Annotated in this window: 17 protein-coding genes; 4 read left to right on the top strand and 13 right to left on the bottom strand. The window is 72.6% G+C overall.

The annotated features are described in order from the left end of the window. Nucleotides 1–137 precede the first annotated feature (137 nt). On the top strand, nt 138–1,145 hold the full coding sequence (locus tag J4H92_RS00325; RefSeq protein ID WP_208095032.1) for a VOC family protein: 1,008 nt from the start codon (nt 138–140) through the stop codon (nt 1,143–1,145). 127 nt (nt 1,146–1,272) lie between these two features. Here J4H92_RS00325 and J4H92_RS00320 read toward each other — a convergent pair whose 3' ends face one another. The 3 genes from J4H92_RS00320 to J4H92_RS00310 all read right to left on the bottom strand — a co-directional run bounded on the left by J4H92_RS00320 (nt 1,273) and on the right by J4H92_RS00310 (nt 4,113). Next, nucleotides 1,273–2,778, bottom strand: a complete 1,506-nt coding sequence (locus tag J4H92_RS00320; RefSeq protein WP_208095031.1) for a hypothetical protein — start codon at nt 2,776–2,778, stop codon at nt 1,273–1,275. Next, nucleotides 2,775–3,404, bottom strand: a complete 630-nt coding sequence (locus J4H92_RS00315; protein ID WP_208095030.1) for an ABC transporter ATP-binding protein — start codon at nt 3,402–3,404, stop codon at nt 2,775–2,777. Before J4H92_RS00315 ends, J4H92_RS00320 begins: the two co-directional genes overlap by 4 nt. Before the next feature lie 139 nt (nt 3,405–3,543). Then, nucleotides 3,544–4,113 carry a TetR/AcrR family transcriptional regulator gene (locus J4H92_RS00310; RefSeq protein ID WP_208095029.1) on the bottom strand — a complete coding sequence of 190 codons (570 nt, stop codon included), beginning with the start codon at nt 4,111–4,113 and terminating at the stop codon, nt 3,544–3,546. An 87-nt stretch (nt 4,114–4,200) separates the two neighbouring features. Between J4H92_RS00310 and J4H92_RS00305 the strand changes: the two genes are divergently transcribed. Then, on the top strand, nt 4,201–4,686 hold the full coding sequence (locus J4H92_RS00305) for a DoxX family protein (protein WP_279549569.1): 486 nt from the start codon (nt 4,201–4,203) through the stop codon (nt 4,684–4,686). Here J4H92_RS00305 and J4H92_RS00300 read toward each other — a convergent pair. After that, nucleotides 4,683–5,159: a PaaI family thioesterase gene (locus tag J4H92_RS00300; protein ID WP_208095028.1), complete on the bottom strand. Its 477-nt coding sequence runs from the start codon at nt 5,157–5,159 to the stop codon at nt 4,683–4,685. The two genes, J4H92_RS00305 and J4H92_RS00300, sit on opposite strands and share 4 nt — an antisense overlap. Before the next feature lie 9 nt (nt 5,160–5,168). Then, complete coding sequence (locus J4H92_RS00295; protein WP_208095027.1) at nt 5,169–5,585, bottom strand: ASCH domain-containing protein; 417 nt, start codon at nt 5,583–5,585, stop codon at nt 5,169–5,171. Between the two features lie 138 nt (nt 5,586–5,723). Between J4H92_RS00295 and J4H92_RS00290 the strand changes: the two genes are divergently transcribed. Further along, nucleotides 5,724–7,016: a D-alanyl-D-alanine carboxypeptidase gene (locus J4H92_RS00290; RefSeq protein WP_208095026.1), complete on the top strand. Its 1,293-nt coding sequence runs from the start codon at nt 5,724–5,726 to the stop codon at nt 7,014–7,016. 46 nt (nt 7,017–7,062) lie between these two features. On the opposite strand, the gene J4H92_RS00285 is transcribed toward J4H92_RS00290, so the two are convergent. From J4H92_RS00285 to J4H92_RS00255, 7 genes are all read right to left on the bottom strand, one after another. Beyond that, nucleotides 7,063–8,307 (bottom strand): M20 family metallo-hydrolase, encoded by a 1,245-nt coding sequence (locus J4H92_RS00285; RefSeq protein WP_208095025.1) that lies wholly within the window; start codon nt 8,305–8,307, stop codon nt 7,063–7,065. 44 nt (nt 8,308–8,351) lie between these two features. Beyond that, nucleotides 8,352–9,359, bottom strand: a complete 1,008-nt coding sequence (locus J4H92_RS00280) for an ABC transporter permease (RefSeq protein ID WP_208095024.1) — start codon at nt 9,357–9,359, stop codon at nt 8,352–8,354. Then, the gene (locus J4H92_RS00275) at nt 9,356–10,840 is read right to left on the bottom strand and encodes an ATP-binding cassette domain-containing protein (RefSeq protein ID WP_208095023.1); all 1,485 of its coding nucleotides are present in this window, start codon (nt 10,838–10,840) and stop codon (nt 9,356–9,358) included. The genes J4H92_RS00280 and J4H92_RS00275 overlap by 4 nt, the downstream gene beginning before the upstream one ends. A 59-nt stretch (nt 10,841–10,899) precedes the next feature. Then, nucleotides 10,900–11,892 (bottom strand): sugar ABC transporter substrate-binding protein, encoded by a 993-nt coding sequence (locus J4H92_RS00270; protein ID WP_208095022.1) that lies wholly within the window; start codon nt 11,890–11,892, stop codon nt 10,900–10,902. Between the two features lie 45 nt (nt 11,893–11,937). Next, nucleotides 11,938–13,047, bottom strand: coding sequence for a zinc-binding dehydrogenase (locus J4H92_RS00265; RefSeq protein ID WP_208095021.1), 1,110 nt, complete (start codon nt 13,045–13,047; stop codon nt 11,938–11,940). 39 nt (nt 13,048–13,086) lie between these two features. Further along, complete coding sequence (locus J4H92_RS00260; protein WP_341782942.1) at nt 13,087–14,511, bottom strand: aldehyde dehydrogenase family protein; 1,425 nt, start codon at nt 14,509–14,511, stop codon at nt 13,087–13,089. Nucleotides 14,512–14,638: 127 nt separating this feature from the next. Continuing rightward, entirely contained in the window at nt 14,639–15,823 is a 1,185-nt protein-coding gene (locus tag J4H92_RS00255) for a PucR family transcriptional regulator (RefSeq protein ID WP_208095020.1), read from the bottom strand. Nucleotides 15,824–15,959: 136 nt separating this feature from the next. On the opposite strand from J4H92_RS00255, the gene J4H92_RS00250 reads away from it, so the two are divergent. Beyond that, a complete protein-coding gene (locus tag J4H92_RS00250) occupies nt 15,960–17,615 on the top strand; it encodes an amidohydrolase (RefSeq protein ID WP_208095019.1) in 1,656 nt (551 codons plus the stop codon). A 40-nt stretch (nt 17,616–17,655) separates the two neighbouring features. Here J4H92_RS00250 and J4H92_RS00245 read toward each other — a convergent pair whose 3' ends face one another. Beyond that, nucleotides 17,656–18,981 carry a M20/M25/M40 family metallo-hydrolase gene (locus J4H92_RS00245; RefSeq protein ID WP_341782941.1) on the bottom strand — a complete coding sequence of 442 codons (1,326 nt, stop codon included), beginning with the start codon at nt 18,979–18,981 and terminating at the stop codon, nt 17,656–17,658. Nucleotides 18,982–19,104 lie beyond the last annotated feature (123 nt).

The raw sequence follows: 19,104 nt of genomic DNA, 5'->3' as shown, positions 1-19,104 counted from the left end.
AAGTCTTCGGACTTTCGGATCCAATGAGCACTGCTCCTTGATCAGGGGCCGCCAGGCCCCTGATCCGCCGGATCCCCGCACCGCAGCGCTTGCTTCCACACGGCCATCAGGCCGCACTTCACCACGAAAGGAACCCCATGGCACGTCTGCTCGACAACTACGATCCCGGCCCCCAGGTCGCACAGTGCGGAGCGATCAACGTCGGCACCCGGGATCTCGAGAAGTCCCTGCACTTCTTCGGCGATCTGCTCGGCATGGAGATCGTCGCGCGCGAGGGCGGCACCGCCTACCTGCGCGGTTTCATGGAGCTGACCCATCACTCGCTCGTGCTCACGCAGCAGGAGGAGAACGTCGTCAACTCGTACAGCTTCCGCACCAGGCGTGCGGAGGACGTCGAGATCCTCTACAACGAGCTGCAGCGTCAGGAGATCGAGGCGGTGGAGGTGCCCGCCGGCACCGAGCTCGGCCGCGGCACCGCCGTGCGCTTCCTCGTGCCCGGTTCGGAGCACCCCTTCGAGCTCTACTACGACATCGAGAAGCCGCTCGCTCCCGAGGAGATCCGCTCGAAGCTGCCGAGCAACAGCTCCCGGCGCCGGGGGCTGGGCGTGCGGCGCGTCGACCACTTCAACGTGCAGACCTCGCGCGAGACCATCAACCAGGCCGAGCAGTGGGTGCGCGACAACCTCGGCTTCAATCGCCGCGAGTACCAGCTGCATCGCGACGACGAGACGGTCCTCGCCTCCTGGATGTCGGTCACCCCGCAGGTGCACGACCTCGCGATGGTGGCGAACGCCGAGGGCAAGAAGGCGCAGCTGCACCACATGGCCTTCAACCTCGAGAACATGTCCGACGTGCTGACCGCCGCGGACGTCCTCGCGGATCACGAGGTGCACTTCGACCTCGGCCCCGGCAAGCACGGCATCGGGCAGGCCATGTACCTCTACGTCATGGATCCGGGGTCGGGCCACCGCGTCGAGATCTACGCCGGCGGCTACCTGATCTTCGATCCCGACTGGGTGCCGATCAAGTGGGAGCGCGAGAAGTTCACGGACGGCCTCACCTGGTACGGCGATCCCTTCGTGGTCGAGGGCGCGATGCGCAGCCTCGCGACGACTCCCTCGGCCGGGCTCGATCTCGCCCGCTGAGCCGGCGGCCCGTCGCGAGCGGGACCCTTTTTCGCGAGTGGGACCGGGTTGCACGGTGCAACCCGGTCCCACTGGTGTATGCGCGTCCCACTCGCGGGTGCGCGCCGCGCGGCGGCCGGCGACGGGGCTACCCCCGGCGGCGCCAGCGGCGGGCGCCGAGCCCGGCGAGCACCGCCGCGAGCACGAGCGCGAGAATCGGCGAGACGAACAGCAGCGCCGCGGAGATCCCGGCGGCCCCCGCGAGCAGCGGGCCGTCCAGCGCCCAGGCCAGCCGCGCGACGGCGCCGAGATCGCCGACCTCGGTGGGGATCGGCGTGAGCAGCGCTGGCGGCAGCGGCCCCTTGAGCGCTTGGCCGATGCGCACCGCCACGGCGAGCAGCGCGAGCACCGACGAGGCGACGAGGGGCGGAGGCACCGATAGGCCGGCGAGCAGCGCGCACGCGGCGGCCGAGGCGAGGACCACGATCAGCGCCGCGAGCAGCGGGAAGAGCGCGTGCGAGGCGAGGAGCCGTTCGTCGCCGATGCCGTAGAGCGGCAGGTCCGACGCGACGCTCGCGGCATGGCGGACCCCGTCCGTGAGCGGTCCGAGACCGGCGAAGAGCACCAGCCCGGCCGCGGCCCCCAGCGCCCAGCCGGGCGCACCGGGCGCGAACGCCAGGGCGAGGATCGCCCCCGCCGAGGCGACCGCGAGAACGCCGACGAGCAGACGGCCGGGCGTCCGCGCCGCGCCGAGCGCATCGCGGAGCAGGAACACCGCCGGCTGCCACCCGAGCGGCCGGATCGCGCGGACCCGCCGGCCGAGATGCGGTCTTCCCCGGTAGACCGTCGCGGCCGCGCCGAAGTCCATCCCGCTCGCGTGAACGGTCGCCGAGTCCCAGCGGCCGGCCTGGGCGAGGAGTTCCGCGGTGCCGATCCGGCTCATCAACGACGGCACTGCGGCGACGAGCGCCACGGCGAGCGCCGTCAACGCCGTCAACGCGGCGAGCGCGTGCGGCGATGCGCCGCCGGGATAGAGGAGCCCGACCCAGCCCCAGGGGGTGACGGACCGGAGGAGGGGCGCCGCAGCGGCGGCGGCCCCCAGCGAGAGGACGCCGAGGGCGAGCGGCACCGCCGCGCGCGGGAGCGCCTGACCGGCGAGCCACGCGACGGCGGCGATGACGCCGACGAGGGCACCTCCCGCGACGAACATCGCAGCGCCCATCGCAGCGCCGCCCGACCCGCTGCTCAGCAGACCGCCGCCGATCAGCGCGGCCGTCGACGCGGTCGCGACGGTCAGGAGTGCGACGGCGCGCAGCATCGGGCTCCGGAACGCGTCGGCCCGGGTCAGCCCGCTCGTGGCGAGCGCGTAGCTCGGGAACGGCGGCAGCAGCGCGGGGCCGCGCTCGCGCCCCAGCAGCAGCGCGCCCGCCCACAGCACCGCCGCGACCAGCGCGGCCGTGCCGGGCGCCGCGGCGGAGGCGAGCAGCGCGATCCCCGCCGGGCTGGTCAGGCTCAGCCACACCGCGCGCACGAGCGGGGCGGCGACCACCAGGAGGACGAGGAGCCCCAGATAGAGGAGATACGCCCGGTCGCCCCTCGCGCGGAGCCCTCGCGCGCGCCAGATCCTGAGCGCGGCCGTCGCGCGGCCGTTCATGTCGCCGGCTCCAGGCGGAGCGTGCGGTCGGCCAGGCCGTCCGCGAGCGCCGGGCTGTGGGTGGCGACCACCAGGGCGGCCCCCGCGTCTCTCCGCGCGCGCAGCGCGCCGGCGACCGACTCGAGATGCTCCGGATCTAGCCGCTGCTCCGGCTCGTCGAGGAGCAGCACCGTAAACGGGCGGGCCAGCACGAGCGCCAGCCCGAACAGCTGCGTCTGGCCCGAGGAGAGCTCGTGCGGGAACCGCTCGCGGAGCCCGCCCAGCCCCAGCTCGCCGATCACGCCGTCGGCGAGCTCGGCCGCCGCCCGCGGATCGTCCACCCAGGTCGTCGCGACCAGCAGCGCGTGGTCCGAAACCGTGAGGTCGGCCGCCATCGGAGGCAGGCCGATCATCGCGGCGACGCGGCGACGGAAGCCCGGGTGTCGCTCGGCGACGGCGCGGCCGCCGATCCGCACCGTGCCGGTGGTCGGCCGCCGCACGCCGGCCAGCACGCGCAGCAGGGTCGACTTGCCCGCACCGTTCCGGCCCCGGACGATGAGCGCCTCGCCCCGTTCCGCCGCGGCGGAGACGGGCGAGAGCAGCGTCGCGCCGCCCGCGACCACTCCCGCTCCGTCGATCTCGATCATGAGGCCATTCTCTCAGGCGCCGGCGCCGGCCCTCACTGCGGGTGCGGGGAGACCGCCGCCCCGCGGGCGGGATGGCTTTGCGCGAGTGGGACGGCTTTGCACCGCGCAACTCGATCCCATTCGCGAAAAACCGTCCCACTCACCACGGCTGCTCTCTCAGGCGATCGGATGCGCCCGCCAGGCGCCTCGTGATCTGCCGGATGAGTTCGGACGGCTCCTCGGGCCGGGGCAGCGCGCCGGCGAGCCACAGGCCGGCGAGGCCGTGCACGAGCGCGAAGGCCGCGTAGGCCTCCGCGCTCGCGCCGCCGCGGTCCGGGGCCGGCTCGACGATCGCCGCCGAGAGCACCGCCCAGAGTCGTCGGCGCGCGGAGTCGAGCTCCTCGTCCGACGCGTCCAGGAGGCGCGGCCGCCACATCACCGCGTAGTGGCCTGGATGGGCGAGGGCCCAGGTCACGTAGGAGACCCCCAGCTCGCTCAGACCATCGCCCCGCGCGGACAGGGCCTCGTGGAGACCCGCGAAGCCCTCGACGGCGAGCGCGGTCAGCAGCCCCTGGCGCGAGCCGAAGTGGTGCACGGGGGCGGAGTGGGACACCCCGGTGCGCCGCGCGAGCTCCCGCAGCGAGATGCTCTCGGGGTCGGCCTCGGCGGCCATCTCCGCCGCGTGCGCCAGGAGCTGCCGGGGAAGATCTCCGTGGTGGTACCCGCTCATGAGCCCCACTCTATCTAGACAGTGTTAAGTTCTGCGTCTAGACTCTCCCCTGCCCCACATCTAGTCATCGTCTAGTTCGGAGTCGCCGTGATCCTCCTCATCCCGCTCGCCGCCGTCGCGATCGCCGTGCGCCTGGTCGCCGGCGCGCTCGCGCGCCGGGGCCGCCGAGCAGCCGAGCACTGGCGCTCCTGGCCCGCGGCCGGAGCCGCCGGGATGGCAGCGGTGTACGTCTGCACGGGCGTCACGCACTTCGTCGAGCCGCAGCGCTCGGGCTTCGCGGCCATCGTCCCGCCGATGATCCCGGAGCCCGGCCTGGTCGTCGCGGCCTCCGGCCTGGCGGAGTTCGCGCTCGCCGCGGGATTGACCGTCCCGCGCACCCGACGCCTCGCGGCCGTGCTCTCCGCGCTGTTCCTCATCGCGGTGTTCCCCGCGAACGTCATCGCCGCGGGAGGCGTGGACCACCCGGCGGCGCCGACGACCCCGCTGCTGCCGCGCGCCCTGCTGCAACTGGTGTTCCTCGGCGTCTCGATCGCCGCCGTCCGCGCGCCGCGCCACCGCGGACGGCGGGACTAGGCGCGCGCCTCGGGTGCGCTGTAGCCGCTCGCCTGCTCGATCACCGCGAGCGTGCATCGCGATACGCAGACGAGCTTGCCCGCCTCATCCGCGATCCTGACCTCCCAGACGTGCGCCCGCCGACCGAGGTGCAGGGGCGAGGCGGCTCCGTAGACCCAGGTCCCCGCGCGTCCCGGACGCACGTGGTTCGCGTTGATCTCCTGGCCCACCACGTGGAAGCGATCCCGGTCGATGGACAGGTAGCCGGCCCAGGAGGCGAGCGTCTCGGCGAAGGCCATCGATGCCCCGCCGTGCAGCACTCCCGCGGGCTGCACGGTCCGCCGGTCCACGGGCATGCGGCCCCGGAGCTCGGTCTCCGCGATCTCCAGGAACTCCATCCCGAGGTTCTCGTTCAGCGTCTCGCGCGAGCGATCCGTCAGCTCCTCGACGGTGATCTCGCCCACCCAGGGGCTCTGCGGCAGCAGTATCCTCATCGTTCCTCCTCATCCTCCGACCCGCCGGAAGAAGCGCACGACCACCGGCGTCTCCCAGCTCAGGTCCCAGTGCTCGTCCGCCAGATAGGCTCGGATCTCGGGAAGCCGCGACGTCCAATAGCGGGTGTGCGCCGTGCGCCAGTCGTCGAGGCCGGCGAGCCACTCGCCCTCCGCCGCGCTCACGTCGACCCCGACATCGCCGAAGGGCAGCACGCGAGTGCCCACGATCTCGAGGATGCAGGCCGCGTCCCCGTTCGAGTCGAGCAGGCGCACCCTCGTTCCGGGCGGCTCGGCCGGGGTTCCGGCCATCTCGTCCATGACCGCCAGCCGGCTGGTCGCCGTCTTGGTCCCGCGGAGCACGGCGTCGTTGAGCCGGTCGCGCAGCTCACCGGGCGGAACGGGCTCGAATGCTGGCAGCTGCTCCACTGCGGCGACCTCCTTCGGTAACGTCTCAGTGCATCGTGGCAGCGCGGGATCGGCGCCGCTCCGAGCTGTTCCGCAGGGCAGCACGGTCGCACCGGCCTGCGCGCGGCCGCGCCCCGCCGGCGGCGCTAGGCTGGCAGCGTGAGCGAGCGAGCGAGCGCGCGGCGGCGGATGCTGCGCAGGCGGAGAACGACGGCGCTGGTCCTGCTCCTGACGCTGCTCCTGGCCGGTGGCGGGTATGCGACGGCCGCAGCCGTCGCACCGCTCCCGGAGCTGCGGGCCGAGCTCGATGCGGAGCCCGAGCGGCGCATCGCCGCCGACGACGCGTCGGTGGAGTCCGCGATCGGCGCACAGTCGGGGCCCGCGGCGGTCGGCTGGGCGCACGAGGACGCAACCCGGGCGAACGCCGACGAGGTCGGGACCGGCACCGACGAGGTCTGGGCGAACAGCGACGAGACGCGCGAGATGGCGAGCATCACCAAGCTGGTCACGGCCCTCGTCGGCCTGGACGCGGCGCCCGTCGCCCCCGACGAGGACGGGCCGAGCTACACGGTCTCGGCGGCCGACGCCCAGATCCGGGAGGACGTGCTGCGCTTCGACGGCGTCGTCGCCGACACGCCGATCGGCGCGCAGCTGACGACGCGGCAGCTGCTCGAACTCGTGCTGCTGCCCTCGGCCAACAACTACGCGATCTCCTACGCGAGGTGGGTGTTCGGCGACGACGCCGCCTTCGCGGAGGCCGCAGCCGAATGGATCGAGGCGCAGGGCTTCTCGGGCATGCGCGTGGTCGAGCCGTCCGGGCTCGCGGCCGAGAACGCGGCGACGCCCGGCGACCTCGTGCGACTCGCCCGACTCGTGCTCGCCGATCCGCTGCTGGCCGAGATCGTCGCCGAGCGCCGCGCCGAGATCCCGGGCATCGGGACGATCGAGAACACGAATCCGCTGCTCGGCGAGAAGGGCGTGGTCGGGGTCAAGACCGGGACGACGGCCTCGGCGGGCTACAACCTCCTGGCCGCGCGGCGCACGGCGAAGGGAGGACGCGAGCTGACCGCGATCGCCGTCGTGCTCGGCCGGGCCGACGACGAGGCCCGGGCATCGGACGCGCGCGCCCTCCTGCGCGAGAGCGTGCGCTCCGTCGAACGCCTCACCGCGGTCGAGGAGGACGACCGGCTCGGCACGGTGCGGACCTGGGAGGGCGACGAGGTGGGCCTGCTCGCCGACGCGGACGCCGAGCTGGTGCTCGCCCCCGGCGAGGAGGCGCTGCTGCGCGTGGCGGTCGAGCCGCCCGGGGCCGGACCGGCAGGCGCCGCGGCCGGGGAGATCAGCTTCGAGGCGCCGGGCGCGCCGGCACCGGTCGGCATCCGCACCGACTCGGAGATCGTCGAGCCCGATCTCTGGTGGCGCCTCACCAACCCCGCGATCCTGTTCGGCTGAGCGGAGATCCCCCGAGCAGGGTCCGGGCCGGGGCGATCGAGCGGCTTCAGTCGACGAGCGCGCCGGAAACCAGGCGTCGCAGGACCCCCGTGAGGTGGGCCACCCCCGCGAGGAGATCCTCGTCGGTCGTGAACTCGTCGAGGTGATGCGAGATCCCGTCCACGCTCGGCACGAAGAGCATGACCGTCGGCACGGCGTCCTTCATGTTGGTCGAGTCGTGGCCCGCAACCGTCATGACCCGCTCGTGCACGAGCCCGAGCTCCTCGGCCACCTCGCGCGCGAGCTCCACGCCGGTCTCCGGATACGGATCCTGGTCCCAGCTGTGCTCGGCGACGATCTCGACCTCGACCCGGTCCTCGCGCCGCACCCGCTCCACGACCTCCATGACCCTCGTGTACGCGCGGTTCAGCACCTCCGAGCTCGGGGACCGGAGATCGAACAGCAGCTGCACCTCGCTCGCCACGACGACGGGCGAGTTCGGGTACACGTTGATCTCGCCGCAGGCGGTGTGCAGCGCTCCCGGCTCGAACTCGTCGACCAGCTCGCGGGCCGCGACGATCAGCCGCGCCGCACCGAGCAGGGCGTCACGGCGGTCCGCCATGAGCGCCGCGCCGCTGTGGGCCTGCGCGCCGGTGATCCTGAACTCGAATTTGCGGGCTCCCCAGGTGGCGTTCACCAGCCCGATCGTCACGCCGCGCTCCTCCATGCTGCGCCCCTGCTGCACGTGGATCTCGGCGTAGGAGGCCACGTCGAGCCCGGCGAAATCGCCGCGCTCCCCGAGCGCGTCGAGCGCGACCTCGACCGTGATGCCCTGCGGATCCGAAGTCGCGAGCGCCTCCTGCAGGGGCAGCTTACCGGTGAACACGGAACTGCCCATCATCGAGGGCTTGAACCGCGACCCCTCTTCGTTGAACCAGTTGACGACGGCGAGGTTGAACCTCGCCCGCGACGGGTCGTCCCGCAGCTCCTCGGCGAGCCGGAAGCCGGCGTGGGCCGACGCCAGCACCCCGTAGGCCCCGTCGAAGCGCCCCGCCGTCGGCTGCGAGTCCAGGTGGGAGCCCGTGAGCACGTAGGGCGCCCCGGGCACCAGCTCGAGCAGACCGAACTGATTGCCGACGGCGTCCCGGTGCACCGCGAATCCGCCCGCCTCGAGCCGCTCCGCGAACCACGCGCGCTGCGCGCCGTCGGCGGCCGAAGCAGCCTGCCGGTCCACCCCGTTCGTGCCGGCGACCGCTCCGAATCTCGCGTGGGCGCTCCAGTCGGCGAGGAACGCTTCGTCGGCGTGTGGCATGGGGGACGTACTCCTTCTGGGGGCGGCGGACGGCGGACGGTCGCTCAGGCGGCGGTGCTCGCCGCGGGCGACGGCTCGGACGGCTTCGCGGGCACCGCGAGATTGCTCCAGGTGCGCTTGAGCAGGCGCTGCACCGAACCGTCGAGCATCACCGCGACCACGAGCGTCGCGCCGATGAGGATCGTCTGGAGGAACTGCGAGACGCCCATGATCACGAGGCCGTTGCGCAGCACGCCGACGAACAGCAGCCCGGCGATGACGCCGCTGATCCGCCCCGCGCCGCCCTCGAGCGCGACGCCGCCGAGCAGCACCACGGTGAGCGCCTGGATCTCCATGCCGGTGCCGACCGTGGGGGGTGCGGAGTGCAGCTTCGCGGCGAGGAGCACGCCCGACAGGGCCGCGGCGACGCTCGTCAGCACGAAGAGCAGGAATCGGGTGCGCTGCACGTTGATGCCCATCAGGTGCGCCGCGCGGCTGTTGCCGCCGATGGCGAGCACGTTGCGGCCGAGCGGCAGCCGGTTGAGCAGGTACCAGGCCCCGAGGGTGAAGAGCACGAGGATGATCACCTGCAGCGAGATCGGCCCGAAGGACATCGTGCCGAGCGCGGTGAAGCTCGACGGGAAGCCGGTGAGCGTCGCGCCGTTGGTGAGGAACAGGGCCAGGCCGCCCCAGACGCTCAGGAAGCCCAGCGTGATGACGAGCGCGTTCAGTTTGAAGTAGGCCACCAGGAGGCCGTTGAGCGCACCGGCCACGAGACCGACGCCGATCGCGGCGAGGAACCCGAGCGGGGCGCTGCCCGTGCCGACCATGACCCCGCCGGAGACGATGGCGGCGAGGCTCGCCACGGAGCCCACCGAGAGATCCAGCGTGCCCGACATGACCAGGAACGCGAGCGGCAGCGCGATGAGGCCGAGTTCGGCGATCTGCAGCAGAATCGTCTGCGCGTTGTTGAACGTGAGGAATCGCGGGTTCATCGCCGCGAAGAAGGCGATGAGCGCGAGCAGGGCGATGAACGTGCTGTTCTGCGCCACGAATATCTTGAGACGGTTCATGAGTGGAGGTCTCCTGCCGGGGTGAGTTCGAGAAGGGTTTCGAGGAGTTCCGCCTCGTAGCGGCCGCTCCGGAAGATCTCACGGCTCGAGCCGTGGGCGAGCACGTAGGCGCGATCGCACATCGAGGCGATCTCGTCGGTCTCCGCCGAGGCCACCACGATGCACACGCCGGTGTCGGCGAGCCGGCGCAGGGCCACGCGGATGTCGAGCTTCGCCCCCACGTCGACGCCCTGGGTGGGCTGTGCGAGCAGCAGGACCTTCGGGGCGACCGGGAACGTCCACCTGGCCAGAAGGTGCTTCTGGCGGTTGCCCCCGGAGAAGCTCATGATCGGAGCGTCCCCGTCTGGCCCGTGCACGTTCAGCGTGGAGCGGATGGAGGCGTAGGACTCGGCGACCTTGGAACGGGAGCGCCAGCCGTGCGCGAACCAGGGCAGGTACGTGTTGTCCTTGGCGCTGAGACCGCCCACGAGCCCGTCGGTCTCGCGATCCGCCGGCACCAGGTGCACGCCCTGCCGGATCGCGTGGCCGGGCCGGGCGACGCGGTAGGGCTTGCCGCTGAGCCGCGCGTCGGCGGCGCCCCGCAGTCCGAAGAGCTCGTCGAGCAGGTGGAACTGCTCGCCGGCCGCCATGCCGTACAGTCCGACGATCTCGCCGTCGCGGAACTGCAGCTCACCGCCGGCCGCGCGCACCGTGAGGCGGGTCTCGCGGGGCGTCGGCGTCCAGTCGGTCTCGAGCTGCACCTCGGGGGCCAGCGCATGGGAGAGCTCCGAGACGCTCATGCCGTCGGTCGAGGCGTCCATGACCAGCCGGCCTCCGCGGAGCACGACGATGCGCTCGCAGACGTCGACGATGTCGGGCAGCCGGTGCGAGACGTAGACGATCGAGGTGCCCTTGGCGGCCAGGGAGCGGATCAGGGCGTGCAGCGCCCGGGTCTCCGCCTCGCCCAGGGCCGCCGTCGGCTCGTCGAGCAGCAGCACCCGCATGTCGCCGCGCAGCAGCCCGCGCGCGAGGTCGACGAGCTGCCGCTCGCCGAGGGACAGCGCCCCGACCGGGGCCTGCAGCGCGAGATAGCCGCCGCCCACCGACTCGAGCGCCTCGCGGGCCCGGGCCGCGCGCTCGGCGCGCGAGAGCGCCGCGCCGCGCCCCAGGTAGAGGTTGTCGAGGATGCTGAGGTTGCCGGCGAGCGCGGGCTCCTGGTGGATCACCGTCACGCCGAGCTCCGCGATGTCGCGCGGCGTGGCCCGGTGCGGCGTGGCGCGGCCGTCGAGCGACATCGCCCCCGTCGTCGCGGGCACGGCGCCCGTGGCGACGTTCAGAAGCGTCGACTTGCCGGCGCCGTTGTGCCCGAGCAGGCCGACGATCTGCCCGGCCGGGATCTCGAGATCGATCCCGTCGAGGGCGACGGTCGAGCCGAACCTGACGCCGACGCCGGAGAAGCTCAGGCGCGGCGCGGCGGGGGCGGGTGGTGTTGCGGCGTTCACTTGGTTCCTTCCCTGGGGAGTCCGGGCCCGCCCGGAGGGGCGGGCCCGGACCGGTGGGATCAGTCGACGTAGAACTCGTCGGCGTTCTCCGCGGTCACGCGGGTCGAGGTGATCACGTTGTCCTCGACGGTCTCCCCCGCCGCGGCGCGGAGGAGCAGATCGGCGTTGCTCTCCGCGAGCTCCTGGGCCGGCAGGATGAATCCGCCGCGCCAGATGCTGTTCGGGATCTTGATGATGTCGAGCGTCTCGTTGGTCGCGTCCGTCGCGCCGACGTAGTACTCGGGATCATCCTTCGCGACGCCGCTGTCGAGCAGCGCCTGGTAGGCCCCGGCCGTGTTGTCGTTGCTGGTCCCGACCCAGACCCGGGTGTCGGGGACCGCCACCAGGTGGCTCTTCGCGGCGCTGTTGCCCTCCTCGCGGGAGATGCCGGGCAGCTCGTACACCTTGACGTTCGAGGAGATCTCCTCGAGCGCGGCGATGATGCCCTCGGTGCGCCCCTTGCCGAGGTCGGACGTCTTGTCGGCGACGACCGCGACCGGAACCTCAGACTCGTCCGCGAGATTTTCGTTGATCCACTCGGCGGCGGCCGTGCCGACCAGGTAGCCGTCCTCGTAGCTGTCGATGATCGTGCCGGCCGCGGTGCCCTCCCAGCGGGTGGCGTAGCCGAGCACGGGGATCCCGGCCTCGGTCGCCCGTGCGGTCACCGGGACCATCGCATCGCTCTGCACCGGGAAGCCCATGATGGCCTTCACGTCGCCGCGCTGGATCCAGGCCTCCCAGTCGGAGACCTGCTTCTGCACGTCCCACTGCGGGTCGCTCGTGAGGAACTCGTATCCCTCGGCCTCGATGATGGGCTCCATGAACTTCAGCTGATCGTTCCAGATCGTGATGTCCATGCCCGCGAAGCCCATGGCGATCGCGCCCTTGCCGCTCTCACCGCCCTCGCCGGCGCCGTCGTCCGCGGCCCCGGCACCGCAGCCCGAGAGCAGCAGCGCCGCCGCGGCGGTGATTGCGATTCCGGCGCCGGCGCGCCGCAGAAACGACTTCTTCATGGTTTCTCCTTGTGTCGTGGTACCGCGTTGATGGGAGTCTGGGGGTCAGAGCGCGAAGTCGACGACCCGGCGCTTGCCGACCGGCTGGACGAGAGCGCGGACCGCCTCGACGGCCCGGCTCTGGGGGATGGTCTCGCCGACCATCTGGTCCAGCGGGAGCTGACCGGCGAGGTAGAGGCGCGCGATCTTGACGAAGTCGACCTGGGGCCGGGACGAGCCGTAGTTGCAGCCGAGGATCCGCTGTCCGGTGACGATGAGCTGCCAGGGCTTGATGACCGCTTCGGCGTCGCGGGCCGGCATGCCGACGAGCACGATCGCGCCGCCCGACTTGACGTATGCCGGCATGCCCTCGGTGACCTTCGGCACGCCGATCGCGTCGAACGCGAAGTCGACGCCCGCGCCCCCGGCGAGCGCGCGCACCCGCGCCACGGCTTCGGGATCGTCGCCCCGCACCGTGTCGGTGGCGCCGAGCTGACGCGCGATCTCGAGCCGGTCGTCGGAGAGGTCCACGGCGATGATCCGGCTGGCCCCTGCCAGCTTGAGGCCGAGCACGATCGCCTGACCGACCCCGCCGGCGCCGACCACCACGGCGGTCTGGCCGGCGCGCACGTCGGCCGTGTTGAGCACCGCGCCGATGCCGGTCGCGATGGAGCAGCCGATGAGGGCGGCCACCGCGGACGGCACCTCGGAGGGGATCTTGACCACGGCCGAGCGCGGGACGAGGGTGTACTCGGAGAACGCGGCGACCCCGAGATACGGGCGCGCCTCCTCGCCGTCGGCGACGGAGAGCGGTGTGGAGCCGTCCGGCAGTCCGTTCGTGATCGCCCCGCTCTCGGCGCACAGCCAGCTCTTGCCGTCCACGCAGGCGTCGCAGCGCCCGCAGGGCGCGTACCACGACAGCACCACCTGGTCGCCCGGGACCAGATCGACCCCCTCGCCGACCGCCTCGACGATCCCGGCGCCCTCGTGGCCCAGCGCGACCCGGTGGTCGAACGGCCAGTCGCCGTTGAGCACGTGAAGATCGGAGTGGCAGACGCCGGCGGCGGTCATCCTCACCAGGACCTCTCCGGCGCGCGGCGCGCGGACGGATACCTCGGTGAGCTGCGGCTCGCTCTCCCCGCCGGAGAACAGGATGGCGGTTGCGCTGATGTTCATGGACTCTCTCCTCGTCGAAATCGTTCGGTGGTGCTCGGGTCAGCGCGCGTGGGCGCTCATGACGTGCTTGATGCGGGTGTAGTCCTCGTAGCCGTACAGCGAGAGATCCTTACCGAGGCCCGAGGCCTTGTACCCGCCGTGCGGCATCTCGGCCGGCAGCAGCTGATGGCAGTTGATCCAGACGGTTCCGAAGTCGAGAGCGCCCGAGAGCGCGGTCGCACGGCCGTGGTTGCGCGTCCACAGGCTCGCGGCGAGCGCCATGTCGACCCCGTTCGCCAGGGCGATCGCCTCGTCCTCGGTCTCGAAGCTCTGGATGGTGAGGATCGGGGCGAACAGCTCGGACTGCACGACCTCGTCGTCCTGCCGGACGCCGGAGAGCACCGTGGGCTTCAGGTAGTAGCCGGGCTCCGAGAAGTAGCCGCCAGCCTCGACGGTGATATGCTCGGGGAGCCGGCCGAGCACGCCCTGCACCCGTTCGAACTGCGCGACGCTGTTCAGCGGCCCGTGGAAGGCCTCGGGGTCGTCCGGTCCGCCGGTCCTGATCCCCGCGGTGCGGGCCTTGAGCTTCGCGAGGAACTCGTCGCGCGCCTCCGCCTCCACGAGGACGCGGGTGGCGGCCGTGCAGTCCTGGCCGGCGTTGAAGTAGCCGGCGGAGGCGATCCCGGCGACGGCCGCGTCGAGATCGGCGTCGGCGAAGACGATGGCCGGCGCCTTGCCGCCGAGTTCGAGATGCACCCGGGTGATGTTCCGCGACGCGGCCGCCATCACCTCGGCCCCCGCGCGGACGCTGCCGGTGATCGCCACCATGTCGGCCCCGTGGTGCTCGGAGAGCAGGCGGCCGGTGGCGCGCCCCCCGATCACGACGTTGAGCACGCCCGCCGGGAGGATCCCCGCGGCGAGGCGGGCGAGGAGCACCGTGCTGCCGGGGGTGGTCTCGGCCGGCTTCAGCACGACGGTGTTGCCGGCGGCCAGCGCCGGGCCGATCTTCCAGATCGACATCATGAAGGGATAGTTCCAGGGGGTGACCTGCGCCACCACCCCGATCGGCTCCCGGCGGATGAGCGAGCTGAAGCCCTCCAGGTACTCGGTCTGAGCCAGGCCCTGAGGCGCGCGGCCGAGCCCGGCGAAGAAGCGCAGCTGATCGGCCGAGCGGAGGATCTCGAGCTCCCGCGTGGTCGCCCTCGGCTTGCCGGTTTCGGCGACCTCGCGCTCGAGGATCTCCTCGGCGTGCTCCTCGATGGCGGCGGCCAGGGTGAGCAGGGCCTGCTGGCGCGCCGCCGGTGTCGTGCGCCGCCAGGCGGGGAACGCGGAGCGCGCGGCGGAGAAGGCGCGATCGACCTCGACCTCGGAGGCGCCGCGGTAGGTTCCGGTCGCCGCGCCCGTCGCGGGATCGTGCAGGGTGAAGCGATCGCCGGTTCCGGGCACCTCGTGTCCGCCGATGATGTTGGCGATGGTCTCGGGCACGCTCGCTCGCCCTTTCTGAGTGGATTGACTGGATCCGGGTCACGAGGGCGCAGGCCTCGCTGCCGGTTGCCTCCACGCTAAGCGGATCGCGCCCGCGGGAGCCGGGGCGATGGCACCCGGTTCCCTTTCAAGGGTTGTGCGTTTGCATATTTTCGTTCGGCGTCCCCGGTTCGGGGGCCAATGCGACGACTATCCAGGCGGCTTCGAGCGGGACCGTGGGATCGTACCCGGTGGCGTCCGCGAAGGCCCGCAACCGGTTGATGACGGTGTTGCGATGGCAGAAGAGCCGCTCGGCGGTCGCCTTGATCGAGCCCGTCCGCAGATACGTGCGCACGGCCTGGATCAGCCTCGCCCGCTCGTGGGCGGGCAGGGCCGCCAGCGACCTCGGCACCTCGCGCGCGTGGCGCGGGAACACCTCCCGCAGGTGCTGGAGCGCCACCGTCGCCCACACCTCGTCCTCGGTCGCGAGCACGGGCTCGCCCGCAGGGGCGTGCCGGGCGATCTGCAGCGCGACCTCGGCGGCCCGGGGCACGGCCGCGAGCCCGTCGACGTCGCCGACGTACGCCCCGGCGGAGGAGACCTCGCGCCGCCACCGCTCGGGCGCCGTCTGCTCCCGGAAGAGCACGATCGCGCTCACGCTCTCGAACGAGCCGACCAGCGGGTCCTTCCCGTAGCGCGCGATCATCGCGTGGATGGCCTCGCCCGTCACCGCGATGACCTCGTAGCGCGCATCCGCCCGCATCCGCAGCCGGCCGGCGAGCAGCTCGGTCTCCCCGCCGGTCAGCGGCTCGCCGCTGAACAGGCGCAGGATGGTGCGGTGCCGCTGCGCCGCGAGGGTCCGGTCGAGCCGCGCCTCCTCGGCGCGATAGGCCTCCCGAAGCGCGTCGACGTAGTCCTCGACGGTGTCGAGCAGGTGCACGACGTTGCGGGCGAGCACGGCGCTGCCCTGTTCGCCCGCGATCCGCTGCACGTGGACCCAGATGACACGGAAGTCGATGCGCACCGCGCGGAGAAACGTCGCGAGCGGCACTCCCTGCTGCGCCCGCCGCGCCGCCAGGCGCTCGATGAGACCCGCTGCGCCGGGCGGATCCGACTCCCCTCTGAGCCGCCGGATCAGCAGCTCGAAGGTCTGCCGGGCGGTGTCGACGATGTCCTGCTGCGCGACCTGATCCGAGGGGTAGGGCTCCGTGGCGCGGAACTCCCGCAGGAACTCGGCGACGACGTCGTCGAGCTCCTGGGTGAGCTGACCGAGGATCCAGTCCCAGGTGATCGGCGCGTCGGGCTCGACGGCCGGATCCGAGGCGGAGTGCATACGCACAAGCGTACCCGTCGGACTCGGGACGAATGCCCAGACCCGGCCGACCCGCCCCCGGCCACCATGGAGATGAGGAGCGCCCCTCCCGGCGCTCTCCGCGCGACGCGCGTCTGACGAGCAATGAGGAGTCGTGATGAGCACGGGTGCGGATGGGACCGGGGATCTGGTCCTGCGGAATGCGAGGATCCACACCCAGGACCCGCGACGTCCGTCCGCCGGCTCCCTGCGCATCTCCGGCGGCCGCATCGCGGCGGTCGGCGACGACGCCGTGCCGACCGCCGGCGCCCGCGTCATCGACCTGCAGGGCGCGACGGTCGCCCCGGGCTTCAACGACGTGCACGCGCACAGCGTGTGGTTCGGGCTGACCAAGCTCGAACTCGATCTGGAGCCCGCGACCGGTCTCGACGAGTTGTACGCGCTCATCGCGGAGCGCGCGGCCGCGACCCCGCCCGGGGAGTGGGTCATCGCGACCGGATTCAGCCAGATCCGGCTCGGCGACCGCTCCCCCGATCGCGATCGGCTCGACCGGGCCGCCGGCGGCCGGCCCGTCTGGCTCAAGCACAACTCGGGCCACGCGGCCTTCGTGAACGGCGTCGCGCTCGGGCTGATCGCCGAGCAGTCCGACCTCGACGCGCACATCGAGGGCGGCGTGGTGGAGCGCGACGCGGACGGCCGCCCGACGGGGCTGCTCGAGGAGAACGCGATGGCGCTCGTGCAGCGGCTCACCCTGCCCTATCCCGAGGAGACGCTGGTGCGCGCCCTCGACCTCGCGACGGAGCACTACCTCGCCGAAGGCATCACCAGCGTCACGGACGCCGGGATCGGCGGGGGCTGGATCGGCTACTCCCCGCGGGAGTTCCGCGCCTACCAGGCCGCGCGCGAGCGCGGCCTGCTGCGCACCCGCATGCAGCCGATGTTCATCATCGACGCGCTGCATCCGCTGCCGGGGCATCGGGGCGATGCCGAGGTGCTGACGCTCGACGGCGGCATCCACACGGGTCTCGGCGACGACTGGCTGCGTCTCGGACCCGTGAAGATCTTCAGCGACGGATCCCTGCTGGGCTCGACCGCGTCGGTCACCGAGGACTACGTCGGATGCCCCGGCAACCACGGCTATCTGCAGGAGTCGCCGGACAGCCTGCGCGACCGCGCGCTGCGCGCCTACGCGGCCGGGTGGTCATTGGCCATCCACGCGATCGGCGACCACGCGGTGGACCAGGCGATCGCGATCATCGAGGAGGCGCAGCGCCGCTGGGGCGCCCGCCCCGTCCCGAACCGCATCGAGCACGCCGGGATCGTGCGCCCGGATCAGCTGCCCGCCCTCGCGAGGCTCGGGATCGCCGTCACACCGCAGCCCTTCTTCCTCCACGAGTTCGGCGACGCGATGATGGAGCGCATCGGCCCGCACCGGGAGTCCCAGCTCTACCGGGCTCGGTCGTTCCTCGAGCACGGCGTGACCCTGCCCGGCTCCTCCGACCGGCCGGTCGCCGACGGCAACGTCCTCGCCGGCATCCAGGCCTTCGTCGAGCGGCGCTCGTCGGCCGGCAACGTGATCGGCGCCGACGAGCGGATCACCGCCGCCCAGGCGCTCGAGGCCTACACGCTCGGTTCCGCCCGCGCGACCGGGCAGGCGGAGAGCCGCGGTTCCATCGCGCCGGGCCGGCTGGCGGACCTGGTGGTGCTCGGCGACGACCCGCTCGCGGTCGACGCGTCGCGGATCTCGGACATCGAGGTGCTCGCGACCCTCGTCGACGGCGGACTCGCGCACGGCGCCGAGCGTCTCGCCTGACGCGGACCCGACTCGTTCGCCGCGCCGGAGCGCGCTCGCCTCAGCCGACGCGCGCGCTCACGATGCGGCGCAGCGCCTCGACCGTGAGCTCGACCGAGGCGACGTCGATGCGCTCGTCGTGCGCATGGATCCGCTGCCGGTACCGCTCGTAGCTCCAGTCCGCCGAGAGCAGGCCGAAGCCGTACGAGGGGATGCCCAGCTCCCGGAGCAGGCGGGCATCGGAACCGCCCGCCGCCATGATCGGCACCACGGGGGATCCGTCGGTCTGCGCGATCGCGTCGCGCACGGCGTCGAAGAGCGGTTCGTCCTCGGGCGATTCCGTGGCGGGCCAGCCCCGCAGGTGCCTCACCTCCACCTCGGCGGAGAGTCCGCTGAGCATCTCGGCGAGCAGGGCGTCGACCTCGTCGTCGGTGGTGCCGGGCAGGGTGCGGATGTCGAGGTCGATGTGCGCCTCGCCGGGGATGACGTTGTGCGCCTGACCGGCTCGGAGCACGGTGGGCGAGATCGTCACCCGTGAGGCCGCGTGCGCGTAGCCCGCTATGCCTCCGAGCTCGAGGAGCGCGGCGTCCAGGCGCACCGGGTCGAGCATGCGTCCGGCAAGATCCGGGTCGTCTATCCGGGCCTCGACGAACGAGCGCCAGAGTGCGCCGAGCTCGACCGCCGGCGCCACCGCCGCCAGGCGCTGCAGCACCTCGCCCGCCGCATAGGCGGCGCTCTGCGCGCCGAACGGGATGGAGGCGTGGCCCGGCGTGCCGCGGACGACGAGGCGGCGGCCGGCAGAACCCTTCTCGGCGACCTCGACCACCACGTGATCGCCCATGCGCATCCCGCCCGATTCGCTGAGCGCCTCGGTCACCCCGAAGGCGTCCGGGTGCTCGCGCAGCAGCCAGCGCAGCCCGTAGTCGCTGCCCGCCTCCTCGTCGGCGACGGCCAGCAGGAGCAGGTCGCCGCGGGGGCGCTCCTCGGCCAGCGCGACCTCGCGGAAGGCCGTGGCGAAGGCCGCGGTGAGGTAGAGCATGTCGACGGTGCCCCGCCCCCAGATCTCGCCCTCGATCAGGTCGCCGCCGAAGGGGTCGTGCGTCCAGCGCTCGGCGTCGACCGGGACCACGTCCAGATGGCCGAGCAGGCCCAGGGCGGGCGCATCGGGATCGGTTCCGCGCACCCGGGCCACCAGCGAGGCCCGGCCGGGCGACGCCTCGAACACGCGGGTCTCGCAGCATCGGCGTTCGACGGCCTCGGCCAGGAACCGCTGCAGCACCCGCACGGCCCGGATCTCGCCGCCGGAGCTCGCCTCGCCCGTGTTGACGCAGGCCTCGCGCACCAGGGCCCGCAACAACTCGACGGTCTCGGAAGTGGCGCTGCTCACCCTCGATACCCTACCCGGAATCGGCTCTCCCAACGGCGGCTACCAGGGACGGCGGGCCGGTTCCACCCCTGGCGCCGCGGGTGACCGGCTGGTACATTCCTCTGGTATGAACGGGGCGACTCC

It is taken from the genome of Leucobacter weissii, assembly GCF_017565745.1.
GTDB lineage: Bacteria > Actinomycetota > Actinomycetes > Actinomycetales > Microbacteriaceae > Leucobacter > Leucobacter weissii.
Note: the sequence above shows the minus strand (reverse complement) of the source record. Positions and strands in the feature narration are given on the sequence as shown.

Excerpts from the sequence above, each read along its gene's own strand:
- J4H92_RS00285 (WP_208095025.1), bottom strand. The coding sequence starts at position 8,307 with ATGCCACACGCCGACGAAGCGTTCCTCGCCGACTGGAGCGCCCACGCG.
- J4H92_RS00310 (WP_208095029.1), bottom strand. The coding sequence starts at position 4,113 with ATGAGCGGGTACCACCACGGAGATCTTCCCCGGCAGCTCCTGGCGCAC.
- J4H92_RS00300 (WP_208095028.1), bottom strand. The coding sequence starts at position 5,159 with ATGAGGATACTGCTGCCGCAGAGCCCCTGGGTGGGCGAGATCACCGTC.
- J4H92_RS00315 (WP_208095030.1), bottom strand. The coding sequence starts at position 3,404 with ATGATCGAGATCGACGGAGCGGGAGTGGTCGCGGGCGGCGCGACGCTG.
- J4H92_RS00320 (WP_208095031.1), bottom strand. The coding sequence starts at position 2,778 with ATGAACGGCCGCGCGACGGCCGCGCTCAGGATCTGGCGCGCGCGAGGG.
- J4H92_RS00325 (WP_208095032.1), top strand. The coding sequence starts at position 138 with ATGGCACGTCTGCTCGACAACTACGATCCCGGCCCCCAGGTCGCACAG.
- J4H92_RS00265 (WP_208095021.1), bottom strand. The coding sequence starts at position 13,047 with ATGAACATCAGCGCAACCGCCATCCTGTTCTCCGGCGGGGAGAGCGAG.
- J4H92_RS00255 (WP_208095020.1), bottom strand. The coding sequence starts at position 15,823 with ATGCACTCCGCCTCGGATCCGGCCGTCGAGCCCGACGCGCCGATCACC.
- J4H92_RS00270 (WP_208095022.1), bottom strand. The coding sequence starts at position 11,892 with ATGAAGAAGTCGTTTCTGCGGCGCGCCGGCGCCGGAATCGCAATCACC.
- J4H92_RS00250 (WP_208095019.1), top strand. The coding sequence starts at position 15,960 with ATGAGCACGGGTGCGGATGGGACCGGGGATCTGGTCCTGCGGAATGCG.
- J4H92_RS00280 (WP_208095024.1), bottom strand. The coding sequence starts at position 9,359 with ATGAACCGTCTCAAGATATTCGTGGCGCAGAACAGCACGTTCATCGCC.